General features: G+C 42.8%; 20 protein-coding genes, 1 other RNA gene and 1 pseudogene. 9 read left to right on the top strand and 13 right to left on the bottom strand.

What is annotated here, in order from left to right; all coding sequences use genetic code 11:
- The first annotated feature begins 170 nt into the window (after positions 1–170).
- The 3 genes from H1A14_RS22180 (at position 171) to H1A14_RS22170 (ending at position 4,228) form a co-directional block, all read left to right on the top strand.
- Positions 171–785, top strand: coding sequence for a Uma2 family endonuclease (locus H1A14_RS22180; RefSeq protein WP_194778505.1), 615 nt, complete (start codon positions 171–173; stop codon positions 783–785).
- 189 nt (positions 786–974) lie between these two features.
- A complete protein-coding gene (locus H1A14_RS22175) occupies positions 975–3,110 on the top strand; it encodes a M3 family metallopeptidase (RefSeq protein WP_194778504.1) in 2,136 nt (711 codons plus the stop codon).
- A 122-nt stretch (positions 3,111–3,232) separates the two neighbouring features.
- Positions 3,233–4,228, top strand: coding sequence for a 2-hydroxyacid dehydrogenase (locus tag H1A14_RS22170; RefSeq protein ID WP_194778503.1), 996 nt, complete (start codon positions 3,233–3,235; stop codon positions 4,226–4,228).
- Between the two features lie 18 nt (positions 4,229–4,246).
- Here the strand turns inward: H1A14_RS22170 and H1A14_RS22165 are convergent, their stop codons facing one another.
- The 5 genes and pseudogenes from H1A14_RS22165 to H1A14_RS23460 form a co-directional block, all read right to left on the bottom strand.
- Positions 4,247–5,371, bottom strand: coding sequence for a BamA/TamA family outer membrane protein (locus tag H1A14_RS22165; protein WP_194778502.1), 1,125 nt, complete (start codon positions 5,369–5,371; stop codon positions 4,247–4,249).
- A 50-nt stretch (positions 5,372–5,421) separates the two neighbouring features.
- Positions 5,422–5,985: a DUF3109 family protein gene (locus H1A14_RS22160; RefSeq protein WP_194778501.1), complete on the bottom strand. Its 564-nt coding sequence runs from the start codon at positions 5,983–5,985 to the stop codon at positions 5,422–5,424.
- 56 nt (positions 5,986–6,041) lie between these two features.
- The gene (locus tag H1A14_RS22155) at positions 6,042–6,500 is read right to left on the bottom strand and encodes a DUF4442 domain-containing protein (RefSeq protein ID WP_194778500.1); all 459 of its coding nucleotides are present in this window, start codon (positions 6,498–6,500) and stop codon (positions 6,042–6,044) included.
- A gap of 160 nt (positions 6,501–6,660) precedes the next feature.
- Positions 6,661–8,373 (bottom strand): TonB-dependent receptor family protein, encoded by a 1,713-nt coding sequence (locus H1A14_RS22150; protein ID WP_394355343.1) that lies wholly within the window; start codon positions 8,371–8,373, stop codon positions 6,661–6,663.
- Between the two features lie 12 nt (positions 8,374–8,385).
- Positions 8,386–8,979, bottom strand: a pseudogene (locus tag H1A14_RS23460) (carboxypeptidase-like regulatory domain-containing protein); the annotation flags it as partial.
- 528 nt (positions 8,980–9,507) lie between these two features.
- On the opposite strand from H1A14_RS23460, the gene rnpB reads away from it, so the two are divergent.
- Together rnpB and H1A14_RS22140 are read left to right on the top strand one after the other, a co-directional pair.
- Positions 9,508–9,910: RNase P RNA component class A (gene rnpB, locus H1A14_RS22145), an RNA gene on the top strand.
- 25 nt (positions 9,911–9,935) lie between these two features.
- On the top strand, positions 9,936–11,093 hold the full coding sequence (locus H1A14_RS22140) for a sigma-54-dependent transcriptional regulator (RefSeq protein ID WP_194778498.1): 1,158 nt from the start codon (positions 9,936–9,938) through the stop codon (positions 11,091–11,093).
- Between the two features lie 184 nt (positions 11,094–11,277).
- On the opposite strand, the gene H1A14_RS22135 is transcribed toward H1A14_RS22140, so the two are convergent.
- Positions 11,278–12,294 (bottom strand): LuxE/PaaK family acyltransferase, encoded by a 1,017-nt coding sequence (locus H1A14_RS22135; RefSeq protein WP_194778497.1) that lies wholly within the window; start codon positions 12,292–12,294, stop codon positions 11,278–11,280.
- 79 nt (positions 12,295–12,373) lie between these two features.
- Between H1A14_RS22135 and H1A14_RS22130 the strand changes: the two genes are divergently transcribed.
- Positions 12,374–13,045, top strand: a complete 672-nt coding sequence (locus H1A14_RS22130) for a hypothetical protein (RefSeq protein WP_194778496.1) — start codon at positions 12,374–12,376, stop codon at positions 13,043–13,045.
- Between the two features lie 50 nt (positions 13,046–13,095).
- On the opposite strand, the gene H1A14_RS22125 is transcribed toward H1A14_RS22130, so the two are convergent.
- From H1A14_RS22125 to H1A14_RS22115, 3 genes are all read right to left on the bottom strand, one after another.
- Entirely contained in the window at positions 13,096–14,220 is a 1,125-nt protein-coding gene (locus H1A14_RS22125; protein WP_194778495.1) for a Gfo/Idh/MocA family protein, read from the bottom strand.
- Positions 14,217–15,248 (bottom strand): galactitol-1-phosphate 5-dehydrogenase, encoded by a 1,032-nt coding sequence (locus H1A14_RS22120; protein WP_194778494.1) that lies wholly within the window; start codon positions 15,246–15,248, stop codon positions 14,217–14,219. Before H1A14_RS22120 ends, H1A14_RS22125 begins: the two co-directional genes overlap by 4 nt.
- Positions 15,249–15,436: 188 nt before the next feature.
- On the bottom strand, positions 15,437–17,851 hold the full coding sequence (locus H1A14_RS22115) for an alpha-ketoacid dehydrogenase subunit alpha/beta (RefSeq protein ID WP_194778493.1): 2,415 nt from the start codon (positions 17,849–17,851) through the stop codon (positions 15,437–15,439).
- Between the two features lie 434 nt (positions 17,852–18,285).
- On the opposite strand from H1A14_RS22115, the gene ald reads away from it, so the two are divergent.
- Entirely contained in the window at positions 18,286–19,404 is a 1,119-nt protein-coding gene (ald, locus tag H1A14_RS22110; RefSeq protein ID WP_194778492.1) for an alanine dehydrogenase, read from the top strand.
- A gap of 371 nt (positions 19,405–19,775) precedes the next feature.
- On the opposite strand, the gene H1A14_RS22105 is transcribed toward ald, so the two are convergent.
- Positions 19,776–20,864, bottom strand: a complete 1,089-nt coding sequence (locus tag H1A14_RS22105; RefSeq protein ID WP_194778491.1) for an alkane 1-monooxygenase — start codon at positions 20,862–20,864, stop codon at positions 19,776–19,778.
- 425 nt (positions 20,865–21,289) lie between these two features.
- On the opposite strand from H1A14_RS22105, the gene hemN reads away from it, so the two are divergent.
- On the top strand, positions 21,290–22,663 hold the full coding sequence (gene hemN / locus H1A14_RS22100) for an oxygen-independent coproporphyrinogen III oxidase (RefSeq protein ID WP_194778490.1): 1,374 nt from the start codon (positions 21,290–21,292) through the stop codon (positions 22,661–22,663).
- A 244-nt stretch (positions 22,664–22,907) separates the two neighbouring features.
- Positions 22,908–23,591, top strand: a complete 684-nt coding sequence (aqpZ, locus tag H1A14_RS22095; RefSeq protein ID WP_228527923.1) for an aquaporin Z — start codon at positions 22,908–22,910, stop codon at positions 23,589–23,591.
- Positions 23,592–23,659: 68 nt separating this feature from the next.
- Here the strand turns inward: aqpZ and H1A14_RS22090 are convergent, their stop codons facing one another.
- Genes H1A14_RS22090 through ccoG form a run of 3 tightly spaced genes read right to left on the bottom strand, consistent with a single transcriptional unit; the run spans position 23,660 to position 26,250 of the window.
- Positions 23,660–24,373, bottom strand: a complete 714-nt coding sequence (locus H1A14_RS22090) for a sulfite exporter TauE/SafE family protein (RefSeq protein ID WP_194778489.1) — start codon at positions 24,371–24,373, stop codon at positions 23,660–23,662.
- Positions 24,374–24,799 carry a FixH family protein gene (locus H1A14_RS22085; RefSeq protein ID WP_194778488.1) on the bottom strand — a complete coding sequence of 142 codons (426 nt, stop codon included), beginning with the start codon at positions 24,797–24,799 and terminating at the stop codon, positions 24,374–24,376.
- A 32-nt stretch (positions 24,800–24,831) separates the two neighbouring features.
- Positions 24,832–26,250: a cytochrome c oxidase accessory protein CcoG gene (gene ccoG, locus H1A14_RS22080; protein ID WP_194778487.1), complete on the bottom strand. Its 1,419-nt coding sequence runs from the start codon at positions 26,248–26,250 to the stop codon at positions 24,832–24,834.
- Positions 26,251–26,273: the final 23 nt, after the last annotated feature.

The following is a 26,273-nucleotide window of genomic DNA, read 5'->3' as shown; positions in this document are numbered from 1 at the left end:
TCAAGTTTGCTCCGGTCACAAAAGTAACGGATGAAAATTTGCAACCAATACGTATTTCTATAAATGGAAATAAAATCCTTTGGAACAGAGTGGGTGTCTGAGGTGCCTGATTCACCTTTCAAATTCTTTTGACTAACCCTTGTTTTTCATATCTTAGTTAGATGAAAACCATGGATTCCAAACCTGAAAATCAAAACAAAGCAGCCGAGCCCTTTACCGAATACGGGGTATATTCCTATGCGGATTATTTGACATGGGAGTTGGATGAAATGGTGGAGATCATCAAAGGGAGAGTTTTCAGATCGGCTGCAGCTGCTCCTAGAAGAATCCACCAAAAAATATCAGGCAATGTTTTTGCAAAATTACACAACTACCTAAGCAAGCATCCTTGTGAAGTATATGAGGCCCCTTTTGATGTAAGACTTCCTGTCCAATCAAAGAAAAATGAAGACATCTGTACTGTAATTCAGCCAGACATATGTGTAATCTGTGACAAAGGTAAGTTGGACGAATTTGGATGCATCGGTGCCCCTGATCTCATTGTAGAAATACTTTCCCCGGGAAACAACAAAAAAGAACTTCAGCACAAATATGAAGTGTATAAAGAAAGCGGGGTAAAAGAATACTGGATCATACACCCTTCTGAACTGACCCTGTTGGTTTATACCCTGGTGGACAAGAAATATGTGTCTTCCAAGCTTTTTACCCTTGGGGATGTTGTGGCTTCGAAATGTATTTCCGGGTTCAAACTTGATCTTGAGGAGGTTTTTTCTAATCTGGATTAAAAAATCCAAGCCCTTTACCTACCCTATAAATGTATGGGCAAATTCCGCGATGATGGTCAGGAGTTTGCTCTTGCTTATCCTTTCCATTCCTTGACCTTATTTCCACCTCCTACCGTCCATCACCAAAGTTCATGTCGAAGGAAAAATGTTTTATATTTGTGAGCAAATCATACCCAAATACAACAACATATGAGAAAATCCATGATGATCCTGATGGTTTCAGGAATTTTGCTTTTTTCCTGTAGCCCACGTAATGAAAAAGAAACTACCATGAACCCATTCTTCGAGGAGTACGAAACACCTTTTGGTGTTCCGCCATTTGACCGCATCAAAAACGAACATTTTACCCCTGCTCTGCAGGAAGGCATTGCCCAACAACAAAAAGAAATCGATGCCATCATCAACTCCCAAGAGCAACCAACATTTGCCAATACCATAGAGGCCATGGAGGCTTCCGGTGAGTTACTGAGCAAGGTAGGGGCTGTTTTCAACAACCTGAACTCTGCCAATACCAATGACGAAATCCAAAGAATTGCCCGGGAGATGGCCCCAGAACTTTCCAAGCACAGGGACAACATCAACCTCAATGAGGCCTTGTTTGAAAGGGTCAAAACCGTGTGGGAGCAAAAAGACCAATATGATCTGAATGCTGAACAACACAAACTCCTGGAAAAAACCTACAAATCTTTTGTGCGGAGCGGTGCCAATCTGAATGATGCAGACAAAGAAAAAATGCGGGACATCAACAGCAAACTTTCTGTCCTCAGCCTGCAGTTTGGTCAGAATGTACTGGCGGAGACCAATGCCTATGAACTGATCATAGAAGATGAGGCTGATTTGGCTGGGCTGCCTCAAGAACTCAGGGATGCCGCGGCGGATGATGCCAAGGCCGCAGATATGGAAGGCAAGTGGCGTTTCAGCCTTCAAAATCCCAGTGTCATGCCCTTCCTTCAATATGCTGAAAACAGGGAATTGAGAAAAGAAATCTGGGAAGCCTACAAAAAAAGGGGCGACCAGGGAAATCAGTATGACAACAATGAAATTCTGATAGAAATGGCAAACCTGCGCAGAGAAAAAGCCCAGTTACTCGGCTATGAAAGCCATGCGGATTATGTGTTGGAAGAATCCATGGCCAAGAATTCAGAGAATGTATATAAATTACTCAATCAGCTGTGGACCCCTGCTTTGGCCAAGGCCAAGGAAGAAGGAGAGGCCATACAGCAGATGATGCAGGCAGAGGGAAAAGATACCCCGCTCGAGCCCTGGGACTGGAGATTTTATGAAGAAAAGCTGCGCCAACAGAATTTTGATCTGGATGAGCAGGAAATCAAGCCCTATTTCAGCTTGGACAAGGTACAGGAAGGGGTCTTTATGGTCACCCAAAAACTATACGGATTACAATTTGAGCGCATTGACAACATCCCCACCTACCATCCCGAAGCCAAAGCCTATGAGGTAAAAGAGGCCGACGGAAGCCATGTGGGCGTCCTTTACATGGATTTTCATCCAAGAACATCCAAAAGAGGCGGCGCTTGGATGACTTCTTACAGGCCGCAACAAACAGTGAAGGGAGAAAGAAAAGCACCCGTCATCTCTATAGTCTGTAATTTTTCCAAACCCACCGGTAACACCCCGGCACTGTTGACTTTTGATGAAGTAACGACCTTCTTCCATGAGTTTGGACATGCCTTGCACGGACTGTTGTCCAATGTGCAATACAAAAGCCTGGCAGGCACTTCGGTTCCCCGTGACTTTGTGGAGTTGCCCTCTCAAATCATGGAAAACTGGGCTGCTGAACCCGAGGTGATGAAACAATATGCCGTCCATTATAAAACAGGAGAACCCATACCGGATGAGCTCATCGATAAACTACAGGCGAGCGGCACCTTCGGTCAGGGATTCGGTACCACAGAATACCTTGCGGCATCCATGCTGGATCTGAATTACCACACCCAAAAAGAACCCATTTCGGAGAATGCCACTGATTTTGAAGCGGCTGCCATGGAAGAGATTGGGTTGATCGACGAAATCATCCCACGGTACAGAAGTACCTATTTCCAACATGTATTTTCAGGGGGATATTCTTCCGGGTATTACAGTTACATCTGGTCCGGGGTACTGGATACGGATGCTTTTCAGGCTTTCAAGGAGACAGACCTTTTTGACCCTAAGAAAGCACAGGCCTTCCGCAGGGAAATCCTGGAAAGAGGAGGTACCGATGAGCCCATGGACATGTATGTCAACTTCAGAGGTGCTGAACCCAAAATAGATGCCTTGTTGAAAAAGCGCGGTTTGGATCAGGTGAAGATCGACCGAACCATGTAACACACCACAACATCTCTAATGATAAAAGCCATGGAAAAATCAATTTTCCATGGCTTATTTTTTTGGGAGAAGAATTGGTAAATTGTAAGATTAAGCAAAAAACCAACCTCACCTTACCCTCCATGAAAGTTGCCTTCTTCAGCACCAAAAACTACGATAAGCAGCACTTCAATGCCTACTTGTCACAAACCAACCACAAAATTGATTACTTTGAGGATTATCTGTCTCACCACACCATCAACCTTTGTGAGGGTCATGAGGCAGTCTGTATTTTTGTCAATGATAAGCTGAGCCGTGACATCATCGAAAAACTGCCGGAAAAAGGGATCAAAGTCATTGCCCTCAGGTGTGCAGGTTTCAATAACGTTGACCTCGAGGCTGCCCGGGATCATGGGCTCATAGTGGTAAGGGTACCGGCCTATTCCCCGGAAGCGGTGGCAGAACACACGGTGGCCTTGATCCTGACGCTCAACCGTAAAACCCATAAGGCTTATAACCGGGTGAGGGAAAACAATTTTTCAATAGAAGGTTTGACCGGAATCAACCTCTATGGGAAGAAAGTCGGGGTAATCGGTACCGGGGCCATCGGGAGGGCTTTTTGCCGGATCATGATGGGTTTTGGCTGTGAGGTATTGGCCTTTGATCCTTACGAAAATGAGGAAGTGAAGCAAATGGGCGTAAAATATCTTTCAAAAAAAGACCTTATGGCGAAAAGCGACATCATTTCCCTCCACTGCCCGCTAACCCCAGATACCCATCACCTGATCAATGAGGAGACCATTCAATGGATGAAAAAAGGGGTAAAACTGATCAATACCAGCCGGGGTGCTTTGATAGACACAAAATCAGTGATACATGGACTAAAAAATGGACACATTGGTTTTTTGGGCATAGATGTTTACGAGCAGGAAGAGAAGCTTTTCTTCAAGGACTTATCAGAAATAGTCATACAGGATGATGTGATCATGCGGCTGATGACATTTCCCAATGTATTGATTACCGGCCATCAGGCATTTTTGACCGAAGAAGCCCTACGGGAAATCACCAAAATCACGCTGGACAACCTGACGGATTTTGAGGAAGGCAAACCACTGAAAAATGAAGTAAAGGCAGAATAATTATTAACTTAGTCAACATCAAAAAGCTTCCCCAATAAACAGATAAAAGCCATTGCCCTCTCTGGTGACGGCAAAGTCCAGACGGGTATAAATGTCTTTTTTGGGGAATAGAAGAAACCTTAAGCCCCCTCCTGCCGACCAAACAAATTTATCCAATGACAATTGGCTAAACTCTGGAAAAACGGTACCCGCTCCTGCAAAAACGGCTGCTCCGATCCGATCTGTAAAGCCGAGTTTGAGGGGAAGAAACCTCATTTCCACCTGGGAGGCGATCTGATTTTTATCCCTAAATCGACCGAAATAATAACCACGCATGATGCTTTCTCCACCAAGAAGTGCCATTTGGTTGAAGGGCACGTTTCCGCTGTTGAATTGACCCAACAGCTGGGCTGCTAGGACATTTCGGGTTCCTATGGGCCTAAAAATCCTGGTATCAGAAATGACACTGGTAAAGCTGAAATCACTAAATGCCTGTCCGGAACGGATCAATCCCAATTCTGAAAAGAAGCCGTTCCTTACATTCAATACATTGTGTCTGTTATCATAGACCAAACCTGCCCCCAATCCAAGGTTGGTAGATCCTTCATATCCTATAGGCAAATCAAAATCGACCTGCTCCGAGTTGGGGATAAATTCCACCCTATTGAATCTTTGAAAATCCACTTCCAAACCGAAATACAGATTTTTACGGACTTTTCTCAAAACCCTTTCCTTAACCAATATCTGATTCCCGTCAACCAAAGCCAGATAATCAGCCGGAGAATCCGGTCCTATGCCATGATAGAACAAGGGAAAACTCTGGAACCGTAATCTTCCCAAAAAAAACCAGTTTTCTTTGTCACCGTATATGGCATGGTCAAACCAAATCCCGTATTGATTTTCCAAAGTAAAAAATGTAAATCCATTGATTTCACTTAGCCTGTTTGTTGTATCCCGCTTGGCATAGTACACATAAAGCGAGCTAAAACCTATTTCCCAACTCGTTTCCGGCGCATAAGCCAAGGTAGGATAGATCAGCAGTTGTGGCTGAGAAATGTCGGAGGTATCATTGATGATACTATTGATGTAGCGTTTGATAAAACTTTGGCTATGCCCAACACTGACCAAGAACAGAAATGCGGTAAAAGTAAAAAGTGTTTTCATAACCGGATATTGTTCCTGTTAACGGATCCCGCTTTCATTTCGTTCTGATTTCATCCCTCAATTTCCTGAAGAAGCTCGTTGTACCAGTCTTCTCCGTATTTTCTGATCAGCGCATCTTTCAGGAATTTATAAATTGGAACCTGCAATTGATTGCCCAGATGACAGGCAGGATCACAAATTTCCCATCTATCGTAGTTCAATGCGTCGTATTGCTCGTATTGGGTGACGCGAATGGGATATAGGTGACAACTGATGGGTTTCTTGAATGAGGTCTCCCCTGCCAGATAAGCTTGTTCTATCCCACATTTTAATATGCCTTTGCTGTCTGTAAAAGCAAAGGCACAGGCCCCATTTTCACCAATGGTGGTGGTGACTTTATCCCCGTCCCTATCAATGCCCCAAGTTCCTTTGGCTTCAATGGCCTCTATCCCTTCTTTGGATAGATAAGGCTTGACCTTAGGGTAAATCTCTTCAATGGTCAATGTTTCTTCATCCATCAAAGGTGCGCCTGAATCCCCTTCCACACAGCAGGCTCCTTTGCATTTGTGTAAATCACACACAAAGAATTTTTCTTTGATATCATCACTGAGCACCGCATTCCCAACCAAAATCATATTTACTGAAGTTTACTAATCCACAAAGGTATAACAGTTTTGGCAATTCATTCATTTTACTTTTTTCTCACATACACTTGCTTTTCCACCTTGGCAATGACCTGGGAAGACTGATCCTTTACTTGGGTATGAAAGGTAAAAACCCCTTTTCCCTTTTCATTTACAATTTGTCGGATTTCTTCGATTCTTTTGGGATCAATGGTAAAGTCAGCGAAAACGGTTCCTTTTCCCGGTTTTTTGAAATCTATTGAAGCAGCTTTATCCCAAACGATGTAGGAATCTCCCAAGTTAATGATCAAGATAAACATGAAAAAAGGATCGCACATGGCATACAATGAACCTCCGAATGCCGTCCCAACCAAATTTCTGTTGTAAAAAGTCAGTTTGAGCCTCGACCTGAAGGAGGTAAAATCTTCATTGTGGTCAATCACCTTGATTCCGGAAAAAAGAAAAGGCGGATAAAAATTGACTAGCCTGATGAGTCTTTTGAATTTTTTGTGCCTCTTGCTTTCCATACTACTGGTATTATCGTCAAAATCTATACAATATAAAAAAAGAACCGTTCCGAATTATCGGAACGGCTCAAACCCAGCACTATGAAGAAAAGCTTTTTAAAGCCTTTATAATTTAAAAACTTGCTGGTTTCAAAAATGTTTAAACTTTTTTTATTTTTTTTTAAAATCTAAATTCATAACCGGCGGTAATGAATCTGGGCAATCCTACCCTGATACCCTGAGGCCTTCTGCTGGCAATGTATCTTTCATCAGTTATGTTTTTCACGCTGAAATTAAACCGAGAGTTCCATTTGGGGAGCTGATAGCTAACCGTGCCATCCATGACAAAATAACTTGGAATCTGCCCTGTCCTCCCATCTACCGCGGGAATCAGTGAATTTATTTCATCGGTAAACTGACTAGCTACATAGTTGGCTGTCAGCCTGAAACCCAATCCCATTTCAGTCTCCAAGGTAATCGCCGTGTTGATCAACCATTCGGGTGCGTAAGGCGTTCTGTTTCCGTTGATATTGATATCCCCCTTGAATCTGTCTTCAGAAAAAGTAGAATGAACATAAGTCAGGTTTAGGTCATACAATAGTTTCACTTGGCTCAGCCCAGTTAATTTGCTGATATCGAAAATCAAGGCTGATTCTATTCCCTGGTGTAATGTCGCACCGCCATTTACCACGCCAAAGCCCAAGCCACCACTGGATTCTGAAACGGGAATGATCTGATTTTTAAAATCCATTCTGAAAGCTGTCGCTTCCCAATAGAGCCAGCTGACCAAATCAGAACGGAAACCAAGCTCATAGTTCCAGCTTTCTTCGGCATCCAACTCGTAAACATCCGCCAAATTGGATATGGCATCTTTTACCCTTGGAGGGGCAAAACCTTTATGCACTCCCCCAAACATACTCAATCGCTGCATGGGTCGGTAATTGAAACCCATTCCCGGAATTACTTCCACGACGTTGTTTCCGGCTACCAAAGAAGTATCCCTAATACCTATTTCTGGAAAACTTCTTCTGAAAATATCTCTTTCGTAATTGAAACTTTCCACCCTAACCCCGGCACTCAACATAAACTTTTCAGATAAGTTGATTTTATTCTGGGCGTAGGCACTGATGGCATTTCCTGTACGCATTTCATCTTCCACCAGGTTCCCGCTTCTTACACCTGCCTGGGTACCGTTGACGCGCTGTTCCAGTGCCTGTTCTACCAAAAGTCTGGTTCCTACGATCAATTCATTGTCCCTGTTAAAGAGGTTGTGATTCACTTCCAATCTGGGTTCGATACCTCCTACCTGAAATTGACGGTTTCTGTTTCCCGTAGAATTTCTCATGAAGATGGCACCACCCGGTATATTTCTGTCGCCCCACTCCACTCCTGTCCAGTTGGCTGGAGGGGTATTGGTTTCATTGATGGTAAAGTCTTGTCGATTCCAGTTTCGGGTCGTGGTGTACCCATAAGCAATGGTCCTCAACTTTACCCGCTCATTGAAGCGGTACAGGTGGCTGAAGCTGATGGAATACCTGCTTACATCCAACTGATCATCAGGAGCCAATCTCTCAAAATCCTGTCCTCCCTGATCAAACATCACTTGGTTCAATCCTATATAAGTGGAATTGGAGACTTCATTGTAAATCCCAAGTTTCACTCCCAATTCAGATCGTTCATTGAGATTGAACAAAAATTTTGTGTTGAAATCCGTAATGTCAAATTCGGTAGGGCCTACATTCTGAGCGGTTTTCTTCATGAGATTTACCTGCAGACCTGTATTGCCGAAGGTGTTGCCATAATTGACCAGCCCGCTAAAGAAACCTCCCTGTCCTCCCTGCAGCCTGATGGAGCCTTCCTGCTCTTCCGGCGGATTCGGGGTGATATAGTTCACCACTCCACCGATGGTTTGGGGACCGTATAAAATCTGTCCCGAACCTTTCAAAATTTCCACCCCAGCCATTCGGTCAATGGCAGGTGAATAGTACATTTCCGGTTCTCCATAAGGCGCCAAGGCGACTGGAATGCCGTCCTCCATGACTAAGACAGATCGGCTTCTGTCCGGATCAAGACCTCTGATGCCGATATTTACCCGCATACCCAGACCTTCCTCATCAACCACGTGGACACCGGGAGATCTTCTGAGCACTTCATTGCCAGAAAGAGGGGCGATGGTCTGAATTTCTTTTTGATCAATAAAGGTTACCGATCCAGGCACTTTACTGAATATCCTGTCTTTGCCGGCAATCACATCCACTTGAGGCATTTCAACCCCTATTTCAGAAAAAACAATATTCAATTGTTGAATGACACCATCTATGATTTCCACTTCTCTGGTGATGGATTTAAAACCTAAAGCCGAGACCTTGACATTGTATTTGCCGTCTTTTAGGTCAAAAATCTGAAAAGAGCCATCCAAGTTGGTCAGAGTTCCTTTTACAGTTCCCAATACCATGATACTGGCATAAGGAACAGGTTCACCGACATTGGATTTGACCATACCATTTAAGACTAGTTCGTTGTCAGCATCTTTCAAGGATTTCGAAGCCATAGCCCCAAAAGAAATAAAAATAGACAGGACCAATAGAAAGATAAATCGGGTGGAGGGTAGATTTAGCATGAAAATATATGACGCTTATCCTTATTTAGATTTATTACAATTAACAATGCAAATGTATTTCCTATTTAAACTTAATCCAAATAAGGACTTTAAATAAGCAATTGTTTTTTTAGATACTATTCCACTTTAAATCGAAAAAATCTATGGACTCAGATATGCCTTAAAGCATCAATCAGAGCAATATAGTATTGATTTACATTTTGCCACTTACAAGGATTTTATCCTTTGGTACTTAAAGATTCTTCCCCTGTTGAACCAAATCAGACCAAGCGGTTTAACCTAAGTACCAAAATGATTGATTTCATTTACGAACTGAGGAGGTTTTTTGGATGGGCAGTTTTGATTAATTGTGGGGCTTATTTCAATTCCAATGAGTAACTGCGAAGATATTTTGTGTTACTTTTGTACCGTGCAAGCCGACTCGCCGCTGTCCAAATTCTCTTGAGAAGATGGAGAGAGGAAAGTCCGGGCAACATAGAGCGCCATACTTCCTAACGGGAAGGGGCTATACCGGTGACGGTATGGTCACAGACAGTGCCACAGAAAATATACCGCCGCTATCTTTGTAGCGGTAAGGGTGAAATGGTGGGGTAAGAGCCCACCGGGTTTCGGGTGACCGAAGCCGCAGGGCAAACCTTATGGGTTGAAAGATCAAATAGGCTCCGGTCCAAGGGCTGCTCGTCCAATTCCGGCTCGCCGGAAAACCGGAGTGGGTAGATCGATGGATCCTGTCCGCGAGGTCAGGGCTAGATAAATGGCGAGTACCCTGTTGATCAGGGAACAGAACCCGGCTTATAGGCTTGCACTTTTATTTACATTTAACATTGCGATAAAATATGCCTAAAATTTTGATTGTGGATGATGAAAAAATCATCCGAGCCACCCTAAAAGAAATATTGGAATACGAAAAATATGAGATTTTTGAAGCCGAGGATGGCGAACAGGGCTTTAATATGATTGCAGAACAGGATTTTGACCTTGTGCTTTGTGACATCAAAATGCCAAAAATGGATGGCATTGAGGTATTGGACAAAGTCAAAACGCTGGACAAACAACCACAATTCATCATGATTTCGGCCCATGGCAGTATAGAAACCGCAGTGGAAGCAACCAAAAAAGGTGCCTTTGATTTTGTCCCCAAACCCCCGGACCTCAACAGGCTTTTACTTACGGTGAGAAATGCCTTGGACAAGAAAAATCTGGTTACGGAAACCAAAGTCCTCAAAAGAAAACTTTCCAAAAAACTGGATATGGTGGGTGATTCTGCCGCATTGACTCAAGTCAAACAGACCATTGAAAAAGTCGCCCCAACAGATGCCAGGGTGCTCATCACTGGTCCTAACGGTACTGGGAAAGAACTTGTGGCCCATTGGCTTCACCAAAAAAGCAACCGGGCCGATGCCCCCTTTATTGCTGTCAATTGTGCCGCAATTCCCTCGGAGCTGATAGAAAGTGAGTTGTTTGGCCATGAAAAGGGGTCTTTTACCTCAGCCAACAAACAAAGGCAGGGGAAATTTGAATTGGCGCATGATGGCACCTTGTTTCTGGATGAAATCGGGGACATGAGCCTCTCAGCTCAGGCTAAAGTTTTGCGGGCATTACAAGAGCACAAAATCACGCGGGTAGGTGGAGACAAGGACATCAAAGTGGATGTGCGGGTCATCGCTGCCACCAACAAAGACCTGAGAAAAGAGATTGAAGCCAATAAATTCAGGGAGGATCTATACCACCGTTTGAGTGTGATCCTCATCGCCGTTCCCGCACTGAAAGACCGAAAAGAGGACATACCCGTCCTTGTCGATAAATTTTTGGAGGATATTGCTTTAGAATATGGAACCGCAAAAAAATCGATTGAAAAAGAGGCCGTTAAAAAGCTCCAGGAATATCCCTGGACCGGAAACATCCGGGAACTCAGAAATGTGGTTGAAAGACTGGTCATTTTAGGCAATCAGGTGATTACCCTAGACGACATCAACAAATATGCTGACTATTGAGTCAGCATATTTTTATCCTTTCACTTCTTGCTTATCCATTACCTTTCCATATGCTGGACAAGGTTTGCTCGAGGCACAGGCACTCATGGCCAAAATACCTACCGCTAGGACAATTGCTGCTAATTTTTTCATGATCATCGAATTTTAAAAACCAAATATGTTTAATAATCCAAGGAATACAAAATTAATTGACCATTAAATTGCATCCCCGGATTTCACTGTTATCAATCCTGCCCAAAACCTCCAAAAAGCCTTTATCATCTACACGTCCCAAATCCTGGGTTTCCAGAAAGGCACAACTATGAAAATTGGCAAGATCTATCAGATTGATGCCTCCTTGGCTTCTGTGGCTCGGAGAAAATGGGTCATTGATTTCTCTGAGCGAAACCTGCATGCTCGGGGGCATGGTATATTTCCCGTCCCCTTTGGAATAAGCCTGAGACAACAATTCCGTCATGCCATACTCCGAATGTATCGCTTCAACCTGAAAAAAGACTTTTAATCTCTCATGCACCTCCTCCCGTATCATCTCTTTTCTCCGGCCTTTCATCCCTCCGGTCTCCATTACCGTCAGATTGGACATCTTAGGAAGTGCAAATCCCGATTCACTCAAATCCAACAGTGCAAAAGTCACGCCCAATAGGAGTACCTTTCTTGAGTCATCCCGAATGGCAATCAATTTTTCGATTAATTCTTTCTGCTCATACAAATAAAACCCTGAAATTGGAGATTGGCTTTCTTGAATAAAAAAATCAGCCATTGCCACCAAGGAACTGTCTTTTCTTTCCAGGTAAGCAGGCAATAGAGCAAGGATATGAAAGTCGCTTAAGGCACCATATTGCTGCTCAAACAGCCTTTTGCTGTGTTGAAGGTAAAATGCCTCGTTCCATATATAGTGTCTGCTTGTAATGACACCGGTAGTTCCGCTGCTTGCATAAAATTTAGAAAAATCAGCCTCCCTTCCAGAAATGACAGCATGGGATTTAAAAAAACCGATAGGAAGATATGGGATGTTTTGTATGGATTGGATACTTGCGGGATCGATTTTTCTAGCCGAAAGGTATTGCCTGTAGACAGGGTTGGCCTCAGCTTGAAAATAAAAAAGCTCCATGGCCAACGCCTCAAACTCTTGAGGTGATTTCTCGTGACCAGTGCTCACCCAACTTTGAACCTTTTCTACAAAACTTTTGAATATTGTCATCGTTAAAATAATGTCATAGGCATTTTTTCAACCTTATTGAACAATTGCCTATATTTAGCCTCAAATTTAGTGCGCCCTCATGAAGGTAAAAAACCTAAGTTACATATTATTTTGCGGCTTAATCTTAAGTGCCTGCGTTACCCCGCCAGAGAATTTCCCGACAGTTCCTGAAATAGAGTACAATACAGTTGAATTTGTCGAAACCCCTGGTTCTGATTCCTTGATTGTAGCCATTGATTTTAGGGATTCCGAAGGTGACCTAGGACTTAACCCCAGGGATACTGATCCACCTTTTAACAATCTTGATTATCTGAGAGATGCAACGGGAAATCTAATCACTTACAGCAATCGGCCTCCCAATGCACCTTCATACAATCCCCTCGATTGGGAAATTAATCCCGTTATCAATAACATAGAAATCAGGGATACGGTATGGGTAAGCATCAATCCCAACCATTTCAATATTTTTGTAAAGTTTTTTATCAAAAGACAAGGGAATTATACAGAATTTGATTGGTCCGCTCCTCCCTTTTTCACTACCTTCAATGGCAGATTCCCAAGAATACTGAATGAAGGCAGGACGCAGCCCATAGAAGGTACCATCCGATATGCCATGCTTTCATCAGGGTGGAATATTATTTTTAGAAACGATACCGTACGTCTGGACGTCCACATCCAAGATCGACAGCTGAACAAAAGCAATGTGGTATCCACCCCGGATTTCACCCTCCAACAAATCTCAAGAAATTAAGGTAGAATCTGAGTTGGTTATCTATTCAGGCCTTTTCAGAACAGTTGGGATTAACTCTTTTGAATCCTCCCGTCGTAATCATCCCTTGCAAATTCAGGTTGTAAAGGAAATGAAATAGGCATTTTGTCTCTTTTGGATCGATAAATTGCTGTAAACAATTCCACCGTTCTCCTACCCTCCTCTCCGGTGACCATCGGATCCCTATTCTCCTTTATTGCTGCAATGAATTCTTCCAATTGCTTTTGAATGTAATAAACGGTAGCATCAATTTGATTAAAATGAGCGGTATCTTCTTTTATCCATCTATCTAGATGCTGTTCCTCTCCCTGTACTGTCCAAAGGTCATTGATGGGTGGCTCCGCAATTTTGGAAACGCCCGCTATGAACATGGCCCCTCCCTCCGGCTGAACACCGACTGATGCTCCATTGCTGCCATGGATGTGTACCTTTCCATGTATGCCAGGCTTCTGCGAATTGCTTAGTATTATATTCCCAAGCCCCCCGTTTTTGAATTTCACAATGGCCAATGCCGTATCCTCCACTTCGATGTAGGGATGATTAATGTTGGACCAAGTGCCGTAAACTTCCTCAATATCTCCCATATACCAGAGCAACAAGTCCAGTTGATGTGGCGCCTGATTGACCATGACCCCTCCTCCTTCTTTGGCCCAGGAACCCCTCCAAGGATCGGAACGGTAGTACTTTTCATCCCGCCAGCCCAACATGACCACGGTTGCTAAAGCAGGTTCTCCAATCTTTCCGTCTAAAATGGCCTGTTTTACCCGCTGGGCAGGCTCATAAAATCGCCTTTGGCTAATGACAGACAGTTTCTTTCCCTGTTCTTTGGCCACCTTAATCATGGCATCGCAGTCCGATAAACTGGCAGCAAGGGGTTTCTCAACCATGACATGGGCACCGGATCTTAGCGCCTCGATGGCTGGATCTCTGTGATTGGGATGAGGGGTACAGATCACCACTGCCTGCAAATTCTCCTTGACAATCATCTCTGTGATGCTGTCATAGGCTTTCACCCCATAGTTTTGCGCAAAATCCTCAGCTTTTGTTAAGGTCCGGCTATAAACAGCAGAAAATACTGAGTTGTCTAATTGCTTCAAAGCTTTGGCATGAAGATGAGCTACCTTTCCACAGCCTATAATTCCTGTCTTGAATGTCATGGTTCTAAGATTACTTTGTTTAGGCCTGGTTCTTTATCAAAAAGTCTTTTAAACCAATCCGCCCCTTCACTCAAAGGTGCTTTGGCACTGAGCAAATCATCTACTTTGATCAGCCCCTTTTCCATCATTTCCAGAACTTTGCCATATTCTCCGGCAATGGCACAACTTCCCTGAAGTCGGATTTCCCGTGTGACGACAGCTTGCAGGGGAAAATTAATTTCTTGGGCGAGGTTACCAACTAGGGTAACCGAACCTCCTTTTCTCACCAGTTGAATAGCAGTCTGTACAGTTGCCCCTACCCCAACTGCCTCAAAAGACACATCTACTCCCCGCTGATGGGTCAAGGAAAGTATTTTTTCCTTTAGCTCTGGGTCAGAGGACAAAAAAGTATAATCCGCACCAAATTTTCTTGCCAATTCCAGTTTCTCTTCAGCAATATCCAAGGCAATGATGGTCCCTGCATTGGAAAGTCTGAGTACCTGAATCAGGCATAAGCCTATCATCCCTGCGCCGATGACCAATACAGTCTCTCCGAGCCTTATCGGTGTCAGGTCTATTGCATGTGCCGCCACTGCAACCGGTTCTACCATGGCTGCCTGTTCAAAAGAAACTGAATCGGGCAACTTGTAAAGTATGTGGGACGGGACCACCACATATTCCGCAAAGGCACCATGCCGGCGGTACTCTTTGGGTGACACACCCAAAACTTTTCGATTATCACTGAGATTGTACCTCCCTTGCAAGGTGTACCAGTCATTCAGTTCATAAATGGTGGAATCAAAGGTCACCCGGTCTCCTGGTAAAAAGTCACTCACCGAGCTACCGACCTCTTCAATGATTCCTGATGCCTCATGCCCCATGATAAGTGGGGGAATCCTACGTCCGGAGCTGCCGTCCATTCCATGCACATCACTCCCACAAATGCCACAGGCTTTTACACGGATAAGAACTTCATCGAATTTGTATTCGGGCATTGGTTCATCTTGGTAAACCAATTTATTGTACGCGGTCAAAACAAGGGCTTTCATCTAGGATGATTTTAGGTTGATTACAAAATACATGCTTTTCTTTGAAAAAGGCCTGCCGGTACCATAAAGTAAGGGCAGCCAATTGGTTTCCAGCCCAATTTAAAAAAAACCTCAGGGAATGCCTGAGGTCAAAGAGTAAAGTTTGAATATGTTGTAATCTATTAAGGACAAATCTCCTCTTCAATAAATCAATAAGCGGGAAACCGTTTAGGATCTGCTTCTGACATCAAGGCATAGGCCTTTTCCACCACATCCTCTACACTGGGTTTGGAGAAATAATCTCCATCCGAGGAATAAGCCGGCCTATGGGCTTTGCCGGTAAGAGTAACCGGTTCGGCATCCAAATGATAATACGCTTTCTGTCCCTCAAGGACTTGTTGCATCATGTAAGCTGAAGCTCCACCTGGAACATCCTCATCGGCAAAAATAACTCGATTTGTTTTTTGGATAGATTCAAGAATTCGGTTGGATTTGTCAAATGGAAGGAGCGTTTGCACATCGATTACTTCAATGGAAATACCTAATTCCAAAAGTTGATCAGCAGCTTCAAGTACTATTCTGCACATGGATCCATAAGTTACCACAGTGATATCACTTCCGGTTTTGAGTACCTCCGGCATACCCATGGGTACGGTAAATTCTCCAAGATTTAAAGGCATTTTTTCCTTCAACCTATATCCGTTAAGACATTCTATCACCAAGGCTGGTTCGTCAGATTTCATCAGGGTATTGTACATACCCGCAGCTTGGGTCATGTCTCTTGGAACACAGAGCAAAATACCCCTTAGACTTCCCAAAATCATGCTAATGGGAGAGCCCGCATGCCATACACCTTCCAACCGGTGCCCTCTTGTTCTGATGATCAAAGGGGCTTTTTGACCTCCTTTGGTTCGGTACTGAAGGCAAGCCAGATCATCTGATAAAGTCTGTAAGGCATAAATCAAATAGTCCAGGTACTGGATTTCGGCAATGGGTCTCAAGCCTCTAAGTGCTGTTCCAACACCTTGTCCTATGATGGTAACTTCTCTTATCCCTGTGTCAGTTACGCGCCACTCACCATGTTTGGCCTGTAATCCGGCAAAAGCTTGGTTTACATCCCCTATTTTACCCACATCTTCACCAAAGGCAAAAACTCTTGGATCTTTCTGAAGCAATTGGTCAAAATAAGCCTGAAGTATCTCGCGGCCATCCACCAAGGCATCTTCCTCTCCATATTTAATGGGGATTTCTTTTACGTGGGAAGTGCTGAATCCAGATTCGCTGTAAAGGTGGCTATTGTACCGATCGTAGTTCAGTTCTTTTTGAGAATTATACCAAATCCTCAGCGGTTCCCGCACTTCTGCATCATCATGGCGCATCGAGAGTAAGGCCTTCCTGACCGTACTGATCACATCCTTTCGAATCGGATTCATGGTTTTACTCAATTCATCTGCCAGCATTTCCAAATGACCTTTTTCCCTACTTTTTTCGGCTGCTTGTCTCAGGATTGAAACAGCCTCATTGAGTTCCTGCTTGATTTCACCCAGAAATGCCTTCCAGGCAGCGTCTTTGTATTCTTTTGCGGTCTGCTTGGCCTTTTTGTCTATTTCATCCAGCTCTTCCTCTGTAGCCCATCCGGATTCCAAAATGAAAGTTTTGAATTTAAGTAGACAATCATATTCTGCTTCCCAAGCAAGCCTGCTTTTTGGCTTATACCGTTCATGTGAACCAGAAGTCGAATGCCCTTGCGGTTGGGTCATCTCAATCACGTGAACCAAAACTGGAACATGTTCTTCCCTTGCTATTTTTGATGCCTTTTTATAAGTCTCCAACAAAGCAGGATAATCCCAACCTTTCACAACCAGGATTTCAAAACCTTTTTTGTCTTCGGTTCTTTGAAAACCGTATAAAGCCTCAGAAATACTGCCTTTGGTGGTATGGAATTCATTGGGAACTGAAATCCCGTATTCATCATCCCAAACAGAAATCACCATTGGCACCTGTAATACACCTGCCGCATTGATGGTTTCGAAAAACATCCCTTCGGAGGTAGAAGCATTTCCTATTGTGCCCCAAGCCACTTCATTTCCTTGATTTGAAAATTTAGGCAGTTTGGCTAAAGCAGGGTTAAGCTTAAACAATTTAGATGCATATGCCAAACCCAACAATTTGGGCATTTGTCCTGCGGTGGGAGATATGTCTGCGGAGGAGTTTTTTATTTTGGCGAGGTCTTTCCAGCTACCGTCCGGATTCAGTGATCGGGTAGCAAAATGTCCGTTCATAAGTCTACCTGCCGAAGCCGGCTCGGCTACCTCATCTGTATGGGCATATAACTGAGCAAAATATTCCTGGATGGTCAGTTCACCCACGGCAAACATAAAAGTTTGGTCCCTGTAATAACCGGATCTCCAATCTCCAGGTTCAAAGTACTTGGACATGGCGAGCTGAGCCAGTTCTTTACCATCTCCAAAAATCCCGAATTTGGCCTTACCCATAAATACTTCTTTTCTACCCATCAGTGAGGCATGCCTGCTTTCCTGAGCGAGTTGATAGTCGCGTATCACCTGGGATTTGTCCAGTTCAGCTTTTATTTTCTTGTTGGATAATATGGCCACTTTTTCCATTTTAATCTTAAGAGCAATTTGGGTTCAAGACCTATTATAGGTTTTATGTCAAAAATAGAAAATTTTATCAGGATAACAAATTATATTCTCTATTAATTGGTTCAATTATCCAAAATAAATTCTGAATTAATTGAAATTAATTATACGGCAAAGAATATTATTTTGTTTTTATTTAAATAGCATATATTTATAAACTTGGCAATGAAACTGCTATTATATTGAATATATCTTATTAAATTGTGTTTTAGCCTTAAAATTTTACACTAAATACAAAGAATTTTTAAAATAAAATTCATTTTTGGTATTTAATTCAAAATTTGTTTTTGAAAATAAAAGAAAATTTTGAAAAGGACAAAACATGCCTTCTGAACTTGGTTTTTGTTTCAAATTCCCTGTGTATATTTGTCCAAAATATTAACCCAAATGCGATTATCATGATCATAGGTGTTCCAAAGGAAATAAAAAACAACGAAAACCGCGTGGCTTTAACCCCTGCAGGTGCCATCGAATTAGTGAAAAAGGGCCATACGGTCTATGTGCAGCATACAGCAGGAGAAGGAAGTGGCTTTTCAGACGCACTTTACGAGGCGGCAGGAGCGAAGATTCTTCCAACAATAGAGGAGGTCTATGATGCTGCAGAAATGATCATGAAGGTCAAAGAACCGATAGAACCTGAATATAACCTAATCAAGGAAAACCAGTTATTATTTACTTATTTCCACTTTGCTTCTTACGAACCGCTGACCAAAGCCATGGTCCGAAGCAAATCCATTTGCTTGGCCTACGAAACGGTGGAAGGTAGAGCAGGCGGCTTACCTCTTTTAATCCCAATGTCCGAAGTAGCAGGAAGAATGGCCGTTCAAAAAGGAGCCAATTATCTTGAAAAACCCCTTGGTGGCAGAGGTATTCTGCTCGGCGGAGTTCCAGGAACCTTACCTGCTAAAGTCCTGATTCTAGGCGGTGGTGTAGTAGGAACCCAAGCCGCATGGATGGCAGCTGGTTTAGGCGCCGATGTGACCATCATGGACGTCTCCTTACCCCGAATGCGGTATTTGGCAGATGTGATGCCGGCGAATGTGAAAACAATGATGTCCAATGAATTCAATATTCGGAAAATGATTGTGGATGCAGACCTGATCGTAGGCGCTGTGCTAATACCCGGGGCAAAAGCTCCTCACCTCATCACTAGAGACATGCTGGGCGCCATGCGTCCAGGGACTGTATTGGTGGATGTTGCGGTGGATCAGGGTGGGTGCATTGAAACCTGCAAGCCCACTACCCATCAGGATCCCACTTATGTCATAGATGGAGTGGTTCATTACTGTGTAGCCAACATGCCTGGTGCAGTTCCTTACACCTCCACCTTGGCCTTGACCAATGCCACCCTCCCATATGCCATGCAATTGGCTGAAAAAGGATGGAAAAGAGCTGCATTGGAAAACCCCGAACTGAAACCCGGTCTGAACATTATCCATGGGGATATTGTGTATGAGGCTGTGGCGGAAGCATTTGGTTTGCCATTTGTTCCTGTTGAGAAATATCTTGAAAATTAAAAAAGCATCGATTTTCGTTTCTTAGCATTTGCGAATAAATGTTCAGAATCACCGTTAGACAATTAACTGATATTGGATATTTGCGGATATTGGAATTGAATCCGGAATCTTGTTTTGAAATGTGCAGCGTAAGCAGAACGCTTTAGGCTGATAAAGTAGCTTCTTTTCTGGAAAGGCTCTGATTAGATTCAGGGCCTTTTTTATGCTTTAACCACACAGTTACAAGTTTGATTGAATAGGCATTGGCATCTTACTTAATCGGTTAATGGCAACAGTACTTACGTCTTATTTCTGCTGTCTCTTCTACATTCATTGAATTTCGTGGAAATTAAAAAGATGTATCTTTTTTCTCACAAATCATTAAATCAAATTCAGGTTTTCAAATTGGATGTGAGTCTCTTCCATTCTTCCAACCTGGGATTCATAACGCTAAACCATAACGGCGGAAACATGGCAAGAATGATCATGGCCGAATAGCCTGCTGGGAGCTGCGGACTGTCAGAATGGTGGTCAAGCACCTGATACCTTTTGTGGGCAAAAGCATGGTGGTCCGAATGCCGCTGGAGTTGAAACAGTAGGAAATTGCTCACCACATGGCTTGCATTCCAAGAGTGCAAAGGAGTAACCCGTTCGTACTTACCTGTAGCTAACCGCTTCCTTTCCATACCGTAATGCTCCAGATAATTCACCAATTCAAGTAAGGTGAATGCCAAAACACTTTGGGCAAAAAAGAAAATTGGAATTTCCAAAACCAATCGGTTTTGGAATCCAGAAAAAACAAGTGTAAAGCATACAACAAAGCATAAGGGCCAAAAGGCAAATTGTATCATCTGATTTTGCGTGGACCAAAATGGAATTTGAATTTTTCGAAGTCTGGACTTTTCCAGGCTTAATGCACTTTTGTATCCATCGGTTACTGACCTCCACCAAAAAGCATAAAAATTTTCTCCAACACGACTCGTCGCAGGATCATCAGGGGTAGCCACCCTGACATGGTGCCCTCGGTTGTGCTCGATAAAAAAATGCATGTAACATACCGTCATCAATAAAACCTTGGCATAGAACTGTTCAAGGCGATTTTGTTTGTGTCCCAATTCGTGGGCCACTGTGATGCCCACTCCTCCAGTGACCAGGGCAGTTCCGGTTGTAAACAGGACCCATTCCATAAGCCCTAAGTCCATCTGACTCACTATATAGAATGCCCAAATCAAAACACCCAATTGCACATAAACCCACACATAGGTGACCAATCGATAAAACTTTTCTTTCTCCACCTCACTGATGGCTGATTTTGGGACATTGGATTGGTCTTTCTGAAAAAAGTAATCCATCAAAGGCACCATACCGAAAACAAACAAATGGATGCTCAACATCCAAAATCCTCCTCCCAAATAGCCCAGCACCAGGAGCAATGGGAGAATAAAGGCACTGTAAAAACCGATTTTCCTTAGGGATTTCATTCCAAAATTTAATCAAAATAAATGAGCTTTAAAAAACCGGATTTGAAAGGATTTACTTAATCCGGTGTACGTTGGGAGTTAGTACAAGGAAATATCCTAATAGCCAATTCATATCATTTAAAATCGCCTGTAGGAAGAATTAATTAGGCTTCTAAACTTGTGTGTGTTAAAATCTATACATGTATGTACGGAATGATGCCAGTAAAATGGTAATTCAATATAATTCTCGCCAGCAAATTGAAATGTCCGGTACATCAGACTTCGGACTTCCAACCCGTTTGAAGAAGAATGTTGGGTTAGTGGCAAAGAAGCGGATAACCATTAATCTATAACAATGTTTAGGTGCTAAAAACTGACATTTATCAGGTTTAGTGAAGTTTTTACTCATGTGTTTTATATAAAGATTAGGGGAAATTTGCAACACTATGACCATTAAAAAACCTTTGACACAAGAGGATCTGATCCAAAAATACAATGTTCCAGTTCCGAGGTACACCAGTTATCCCACGCTACCGCACTGGTCTGGAAATGTAAATGAAGCATCCTGGGTGAGTCAATTTCAAAGTGCTTACCAGCTTTTCGGAAAAGAAGAAGGAATCACTCTTTACATCCATTTACCCTATTGCGAAAGCCTCTGCACTTACTGTGGCTGCAACAAAAGGATCACCAAAAATCACCAAGTAGAAGATACTTACATAGATGCCCTATTGACCGAATGGGACCTTTATATGAGTTGGCTACCCGATCTTCCAAATCTGGCTGGAATCCATCTGGGAGGAGGGACGCCTACTTTTTTTTCGCCGAGCTCTCTTCATAGACTTATTACTGAGATCACCTCAAAGGCAATTGTGCTGGATCAGGCTTCATTCAGTTTCGAGGGTCATCCCAACAATACTTCAAAAGACCATCTTCAGACCCTATTTGATTTGGGGTTTCGAAGGGTGAGTTTTGGTATTCAGGATTTGAATCTAAAGGTACAGCAGGCCATTCACCGCATTCAGCCCTTGGAGAAAGTAGTGGAAGTGACCGAAACTGCCAGAAAAATCGGATACGAATCCATCAATTACGACCTGATTTATGGGCTTCCTCACCAAACCTTGAGCAGCATAGAAGATACTTTTCAAAAGACCTTGGACCTGAAACCAGACAGGATTGCCTTCTACAGCTATGCCCACTTGCCTTCCGTATTCCCTTCTCAAAACCATTTTGCCCCTTTTCTTCCCCAAGAAACAGAAAAAAGAAAGCTTTATGAAAGGGGACGAGCCATTCTTGAGGAAGCCGGCTATTTGGAAATTGGAATGGACCATTTTTCCCTGGAGGAAGACCCGATTTGTCATGCCAAACTTGCAAAAAAATTGCACCGGAATTTTATGGGTTATACTACATCGCCTTCCAAGATTTTGATTGGATTGGGCAGCAGTGCAATCAGTGATGTCCACCTTGCCTATGCCCAGAATTCCAAGTCAATTGAGACATACAAAAACCATCTAGAAAATAATCAATTGGCCATCGAAAAAGGCCATGTTTTATCCCAAGAAGACTTCAAGATAAAAAACATCATACTAGCTTTGATTTGCAACCACCAACTGGAATGGGATACCGCATTTTACAATCAAATGGAAGAGGGCATAAAGATTTGCTTAGATGAATTCGTTGAAGATGGTATGGTTGCATATGACCAAATGGGGCTGATAATTTTAGAGCCTGGTATACCTTTTGTCAGAAATATTTGTTCCACTTTTGACCCGGCTTTCCGAACAACTAGGCAAGGGAAATCTGTCTTTAGTAATGCGATTTAATCTATTTCCGACAATGATTTTTATAATAAATTATAGAAAAGTATTATTAAAATAATTTATAATTACACAAAAAAATTAAAACAGATATCAAAAAATAATTATTCTAATTTATATGACTTTTTGTATTTTTTATTTTGATATAATTCATTTTTAAGAAATAATATTTTTATTTTAGTTCGCTATTCCAATTGGTTATTGGTAGTCATTGTTTTCAATTTTCTTTTAATTCAACGTCTTAAAAATTATGATGAAAAAATTAGTTGCGGAATTTTTCGGAACCTTTTGGCTGGTGCTGGGAGGTTGTGGCAGTGCGGTATTGGCAGCTGGCTTTCCGGAGGTAGGTATTGGTTTGGTAGGGGTATCTCTTGCCTTTGGACTAACTGTATTGACCATTGCTTATGGTCTTGGGCACATTTCCGGGGCTCACCTCAATCCCGCGGTGTCGGTAGGTCTTTTGGTCGGGGGGAGGTTCAGCAGTAAGGAATTGGCCCCCTACATCATCGCTCAGATCCTGGGTGCTCTGTTTGCAGCTACCATTCTCTATGTGATTGCTACCGGAAACGGTGATGCGATTGGTAATTTTGCGGCCAATGGATATGGAGAACATTCCCCAGGGGGATATAACCTGACTTCTGCCTTCCTCACAGAAGTCGTCATGACTTTTATGTTTTTGCTCATCATTTTAGGGGCTACAGATTCCAGGGCACCAAAAGGATTCGCTGGATTGGCGATTGGTTTGGCTTTGACCTTGATCCACTTGATCAGTATACCGGTTACCAATACTTCGGTCAATCCAGCTAGAAGCATCAGTCAGGCCGTATTTGTGGGTGGAGAGGTCCTGGGTCAGGTTTGGTTATTTATTGTTGCACCCGTTATAGGAGCCATATTGGCAGGCTTGGCTTACAAAGCAATTTTTGCGAAAGAATAAGCAACTTAAAAAATTGTTTCATTGGAGAGAGCGGCAACAAATTAATGTCGCTCTGTCCGATTTTAATTTCAGTCCCCGCTACACATTGTCATTTCAATGGTTCCGTTGGTTCTACCCTGAGCCATGGTAAAACTCGGGCTGAACATGGAGATTCCCAGTCCCAATCCTCTTGCAATAAAGAGAATACCTACAAACATGGCTAAATAAGGCATGCCTTTGAGCAGTTTTTGTCTCACTCGGAGCGAAAACATCTTTCCTGACACCATTAATCCGAGCAAGAGTGGGATGGTTCCTAAACCGAAAAAGAACATGTAAAAGGCACCCTGAAGCGGGTTTTGTAAGGCCAAAGATGCCACCAAGGCCATGTAGACCATGCCGCAAGGTAAAAAACCATTGAGCAACCCGATTATGAAGTAACTGCCGCTTTGCTTAGGATTTAACCGTGATCCCAATGCGTTTTTCAGTTTGAATATGATTCCAAACCACCCGGCTTTGGCCAACAAAGCTTCCGCTTTTTTATAGTTGAAGGCCATGATCAGGATCAATACGCCCATGCCAATTGAAACCCATTGCTGTATTCCCACCAGGCTGAGAGAAAAACCCAGCATTCCGATAATCGCTCCCAAAAAAGTGTATGTAACAGTCCTCCCAAAGTTATAAGCCAGCTTTCTGCTGTAGTACTGGCTCTTCTCCTTAGCTGATATAGCTAAGGCTATAGGCCCACACATGCCCAAACAATGGAACGACCCCAGTAAGCCCAATAAGAATGCTGTCCAAAGCATTTAAATATTGATTTTGAGTTCTTGAAAATATTCCTTGCCGGATGCTGTCCAGTTCAATTTGACTCTCCAGTAACCTGGTTTCAAGCCCTTTACATCTACTTGTATACCTTTTTCCTGATCCATGTTCACTGCCAATATCTGGTCAAGTCGAGCATCAGATGGCCTAAAAAAATGCAGGCTACCCACAGCTCCAATCGGTAAATCAAGGGTCATGGTTTTTTTATCCCTATCATAGGCCAATGCCGTCAAATTAAGTGTCGAGGCATTGATCACCCTGTCTATGTGCTCTTGATATTTGATTTCCTCCTCATAGTAATGTTGAGTGACCAAGTGCAAGTCATCCTGCTTCATACAAATGGTCACCATGCTGATCATTATAACAGCAAAAACCACAAAAACAATTACAATGCTATTTCCCCAATTCATATTTTTTCAATTAATAATGATTTTTTCCTTTCCTACTTCTGGGATAAGGGAGCCACAAAACTCGTTTTTTTTCTCTCTATGATCTTTCCATTTTGAAGTAAATTCAAATGGATGTTTTCTTGATTGGCTTTAACATTTTCTCCTGAAATCACGACAAAGAATCTACCTTCAAATTTTGTCTGACCGGGGATGGTCCAATTTTGATCCCCAATGATCTCTATGTGATATTTTTCGTCTTCAGCACCAAGACCCACTTGCTGGGCTTCAAAGGTTTTGTTGATGATGGTTATCTGGTAAAGGTTGCTAATCTGACCATTTTCCCTCTCCTGGAAGGTCATGCCACTAAAACGCATCACAGTAGCTCCTAAATCATCCCTTGTGACTAAAAGGCCAATAAACATCGCCATCAAAATCACCAAAATCACTGAGTAACCTTTTACACGAGGTGTAACCAATTGCTGTTTCCCTTGTTGAATGCTGTTTTCTGAGGCATACCGGATCAATCCAAGCGGCCTGTCTACTTTGACCATTACCTCATCACAGGCATCCATACAAGCCGTGCAATTGACACATTCCATTTGGATCCCATTTCTGATGTCTATTCCTGTTGGACAGACCTGAACACAAAGTCCGCAGTCAATGCAATCTCCCTTTGGCGCTTCAGTCGCTTGGTTTTTTCTTATGGGTGCCCTAGGCTCACCTCTTACATAGTCATAGCTGACATTGATAGAGTTGTTATCCAGTAATACACCTTGCAATCGGCCATATGGACATACTACCAAACAGGCCTGTTCCCTGAACCAGGTAAAGACGAAAAGGAAAATACCCGTAAAAGCCATCAGCCCAATAAAACCCGAGAGGTTTTGGCTTGGAGGCTGGGATACGATTTCTACGACTTTGTCCAAACCTATCAGATAGGCCATTACAGTGTGGGAAATCAAAAGAGAAATCAGCACAAACAAGGTCATTTTAAATCCTTTTTTCCTGATCTTCTCACCATTCCATTCCATGGCGTTCAGTTGTCTCTGCTGATTGGCATCTCCTTCGATCCAATATTCGATCTTACGAAACACCATTTCCATAAACAGGGTTTGCGGACAGGCCCAACCACAGAATACCCGTCCGAAAACCACTGTAAACAATATGATAAAAACCACAAAAATCAAAAGCAAGAATATCAACAAATGGGTATCCTGCGGCCAAAACACCGCTCCGAAAATGATGAATTTTCTTTCGAATATGTTAAATAAAAACCAAGGTCTCCCTCCTACCTGAATAAATGGTCCGGCAAACAAAATCCCAAGCAACACCCATGACACATATGTTCTCCAACGGTAAAATTTACCGGAAACTTTTTTAGGGTAAATCCAATTCCTTTTTCCATCTTCTTGGACGGTAGCCAAGGAATCTCTGAATTTATCCGGTTGTATATGTGGGTTTTTCTTACTCATTCAATGAAGGGAATCCCTGTGAT

Origin of the sequence: Pararhodonellum marinum (assembly GCF_015354735.1) — a bacterium.
Taxonomy (GTDB): domain Bacteria; phylum Bacteroidota; class Bacteroidia; order Cytophagales; family Cyclobacteriaceae; genus Pararhodonellum; species Pararhodonellum marinum.
This window is presented reverse-complemented; position numbering and strand designations above follow the sequence as displayed.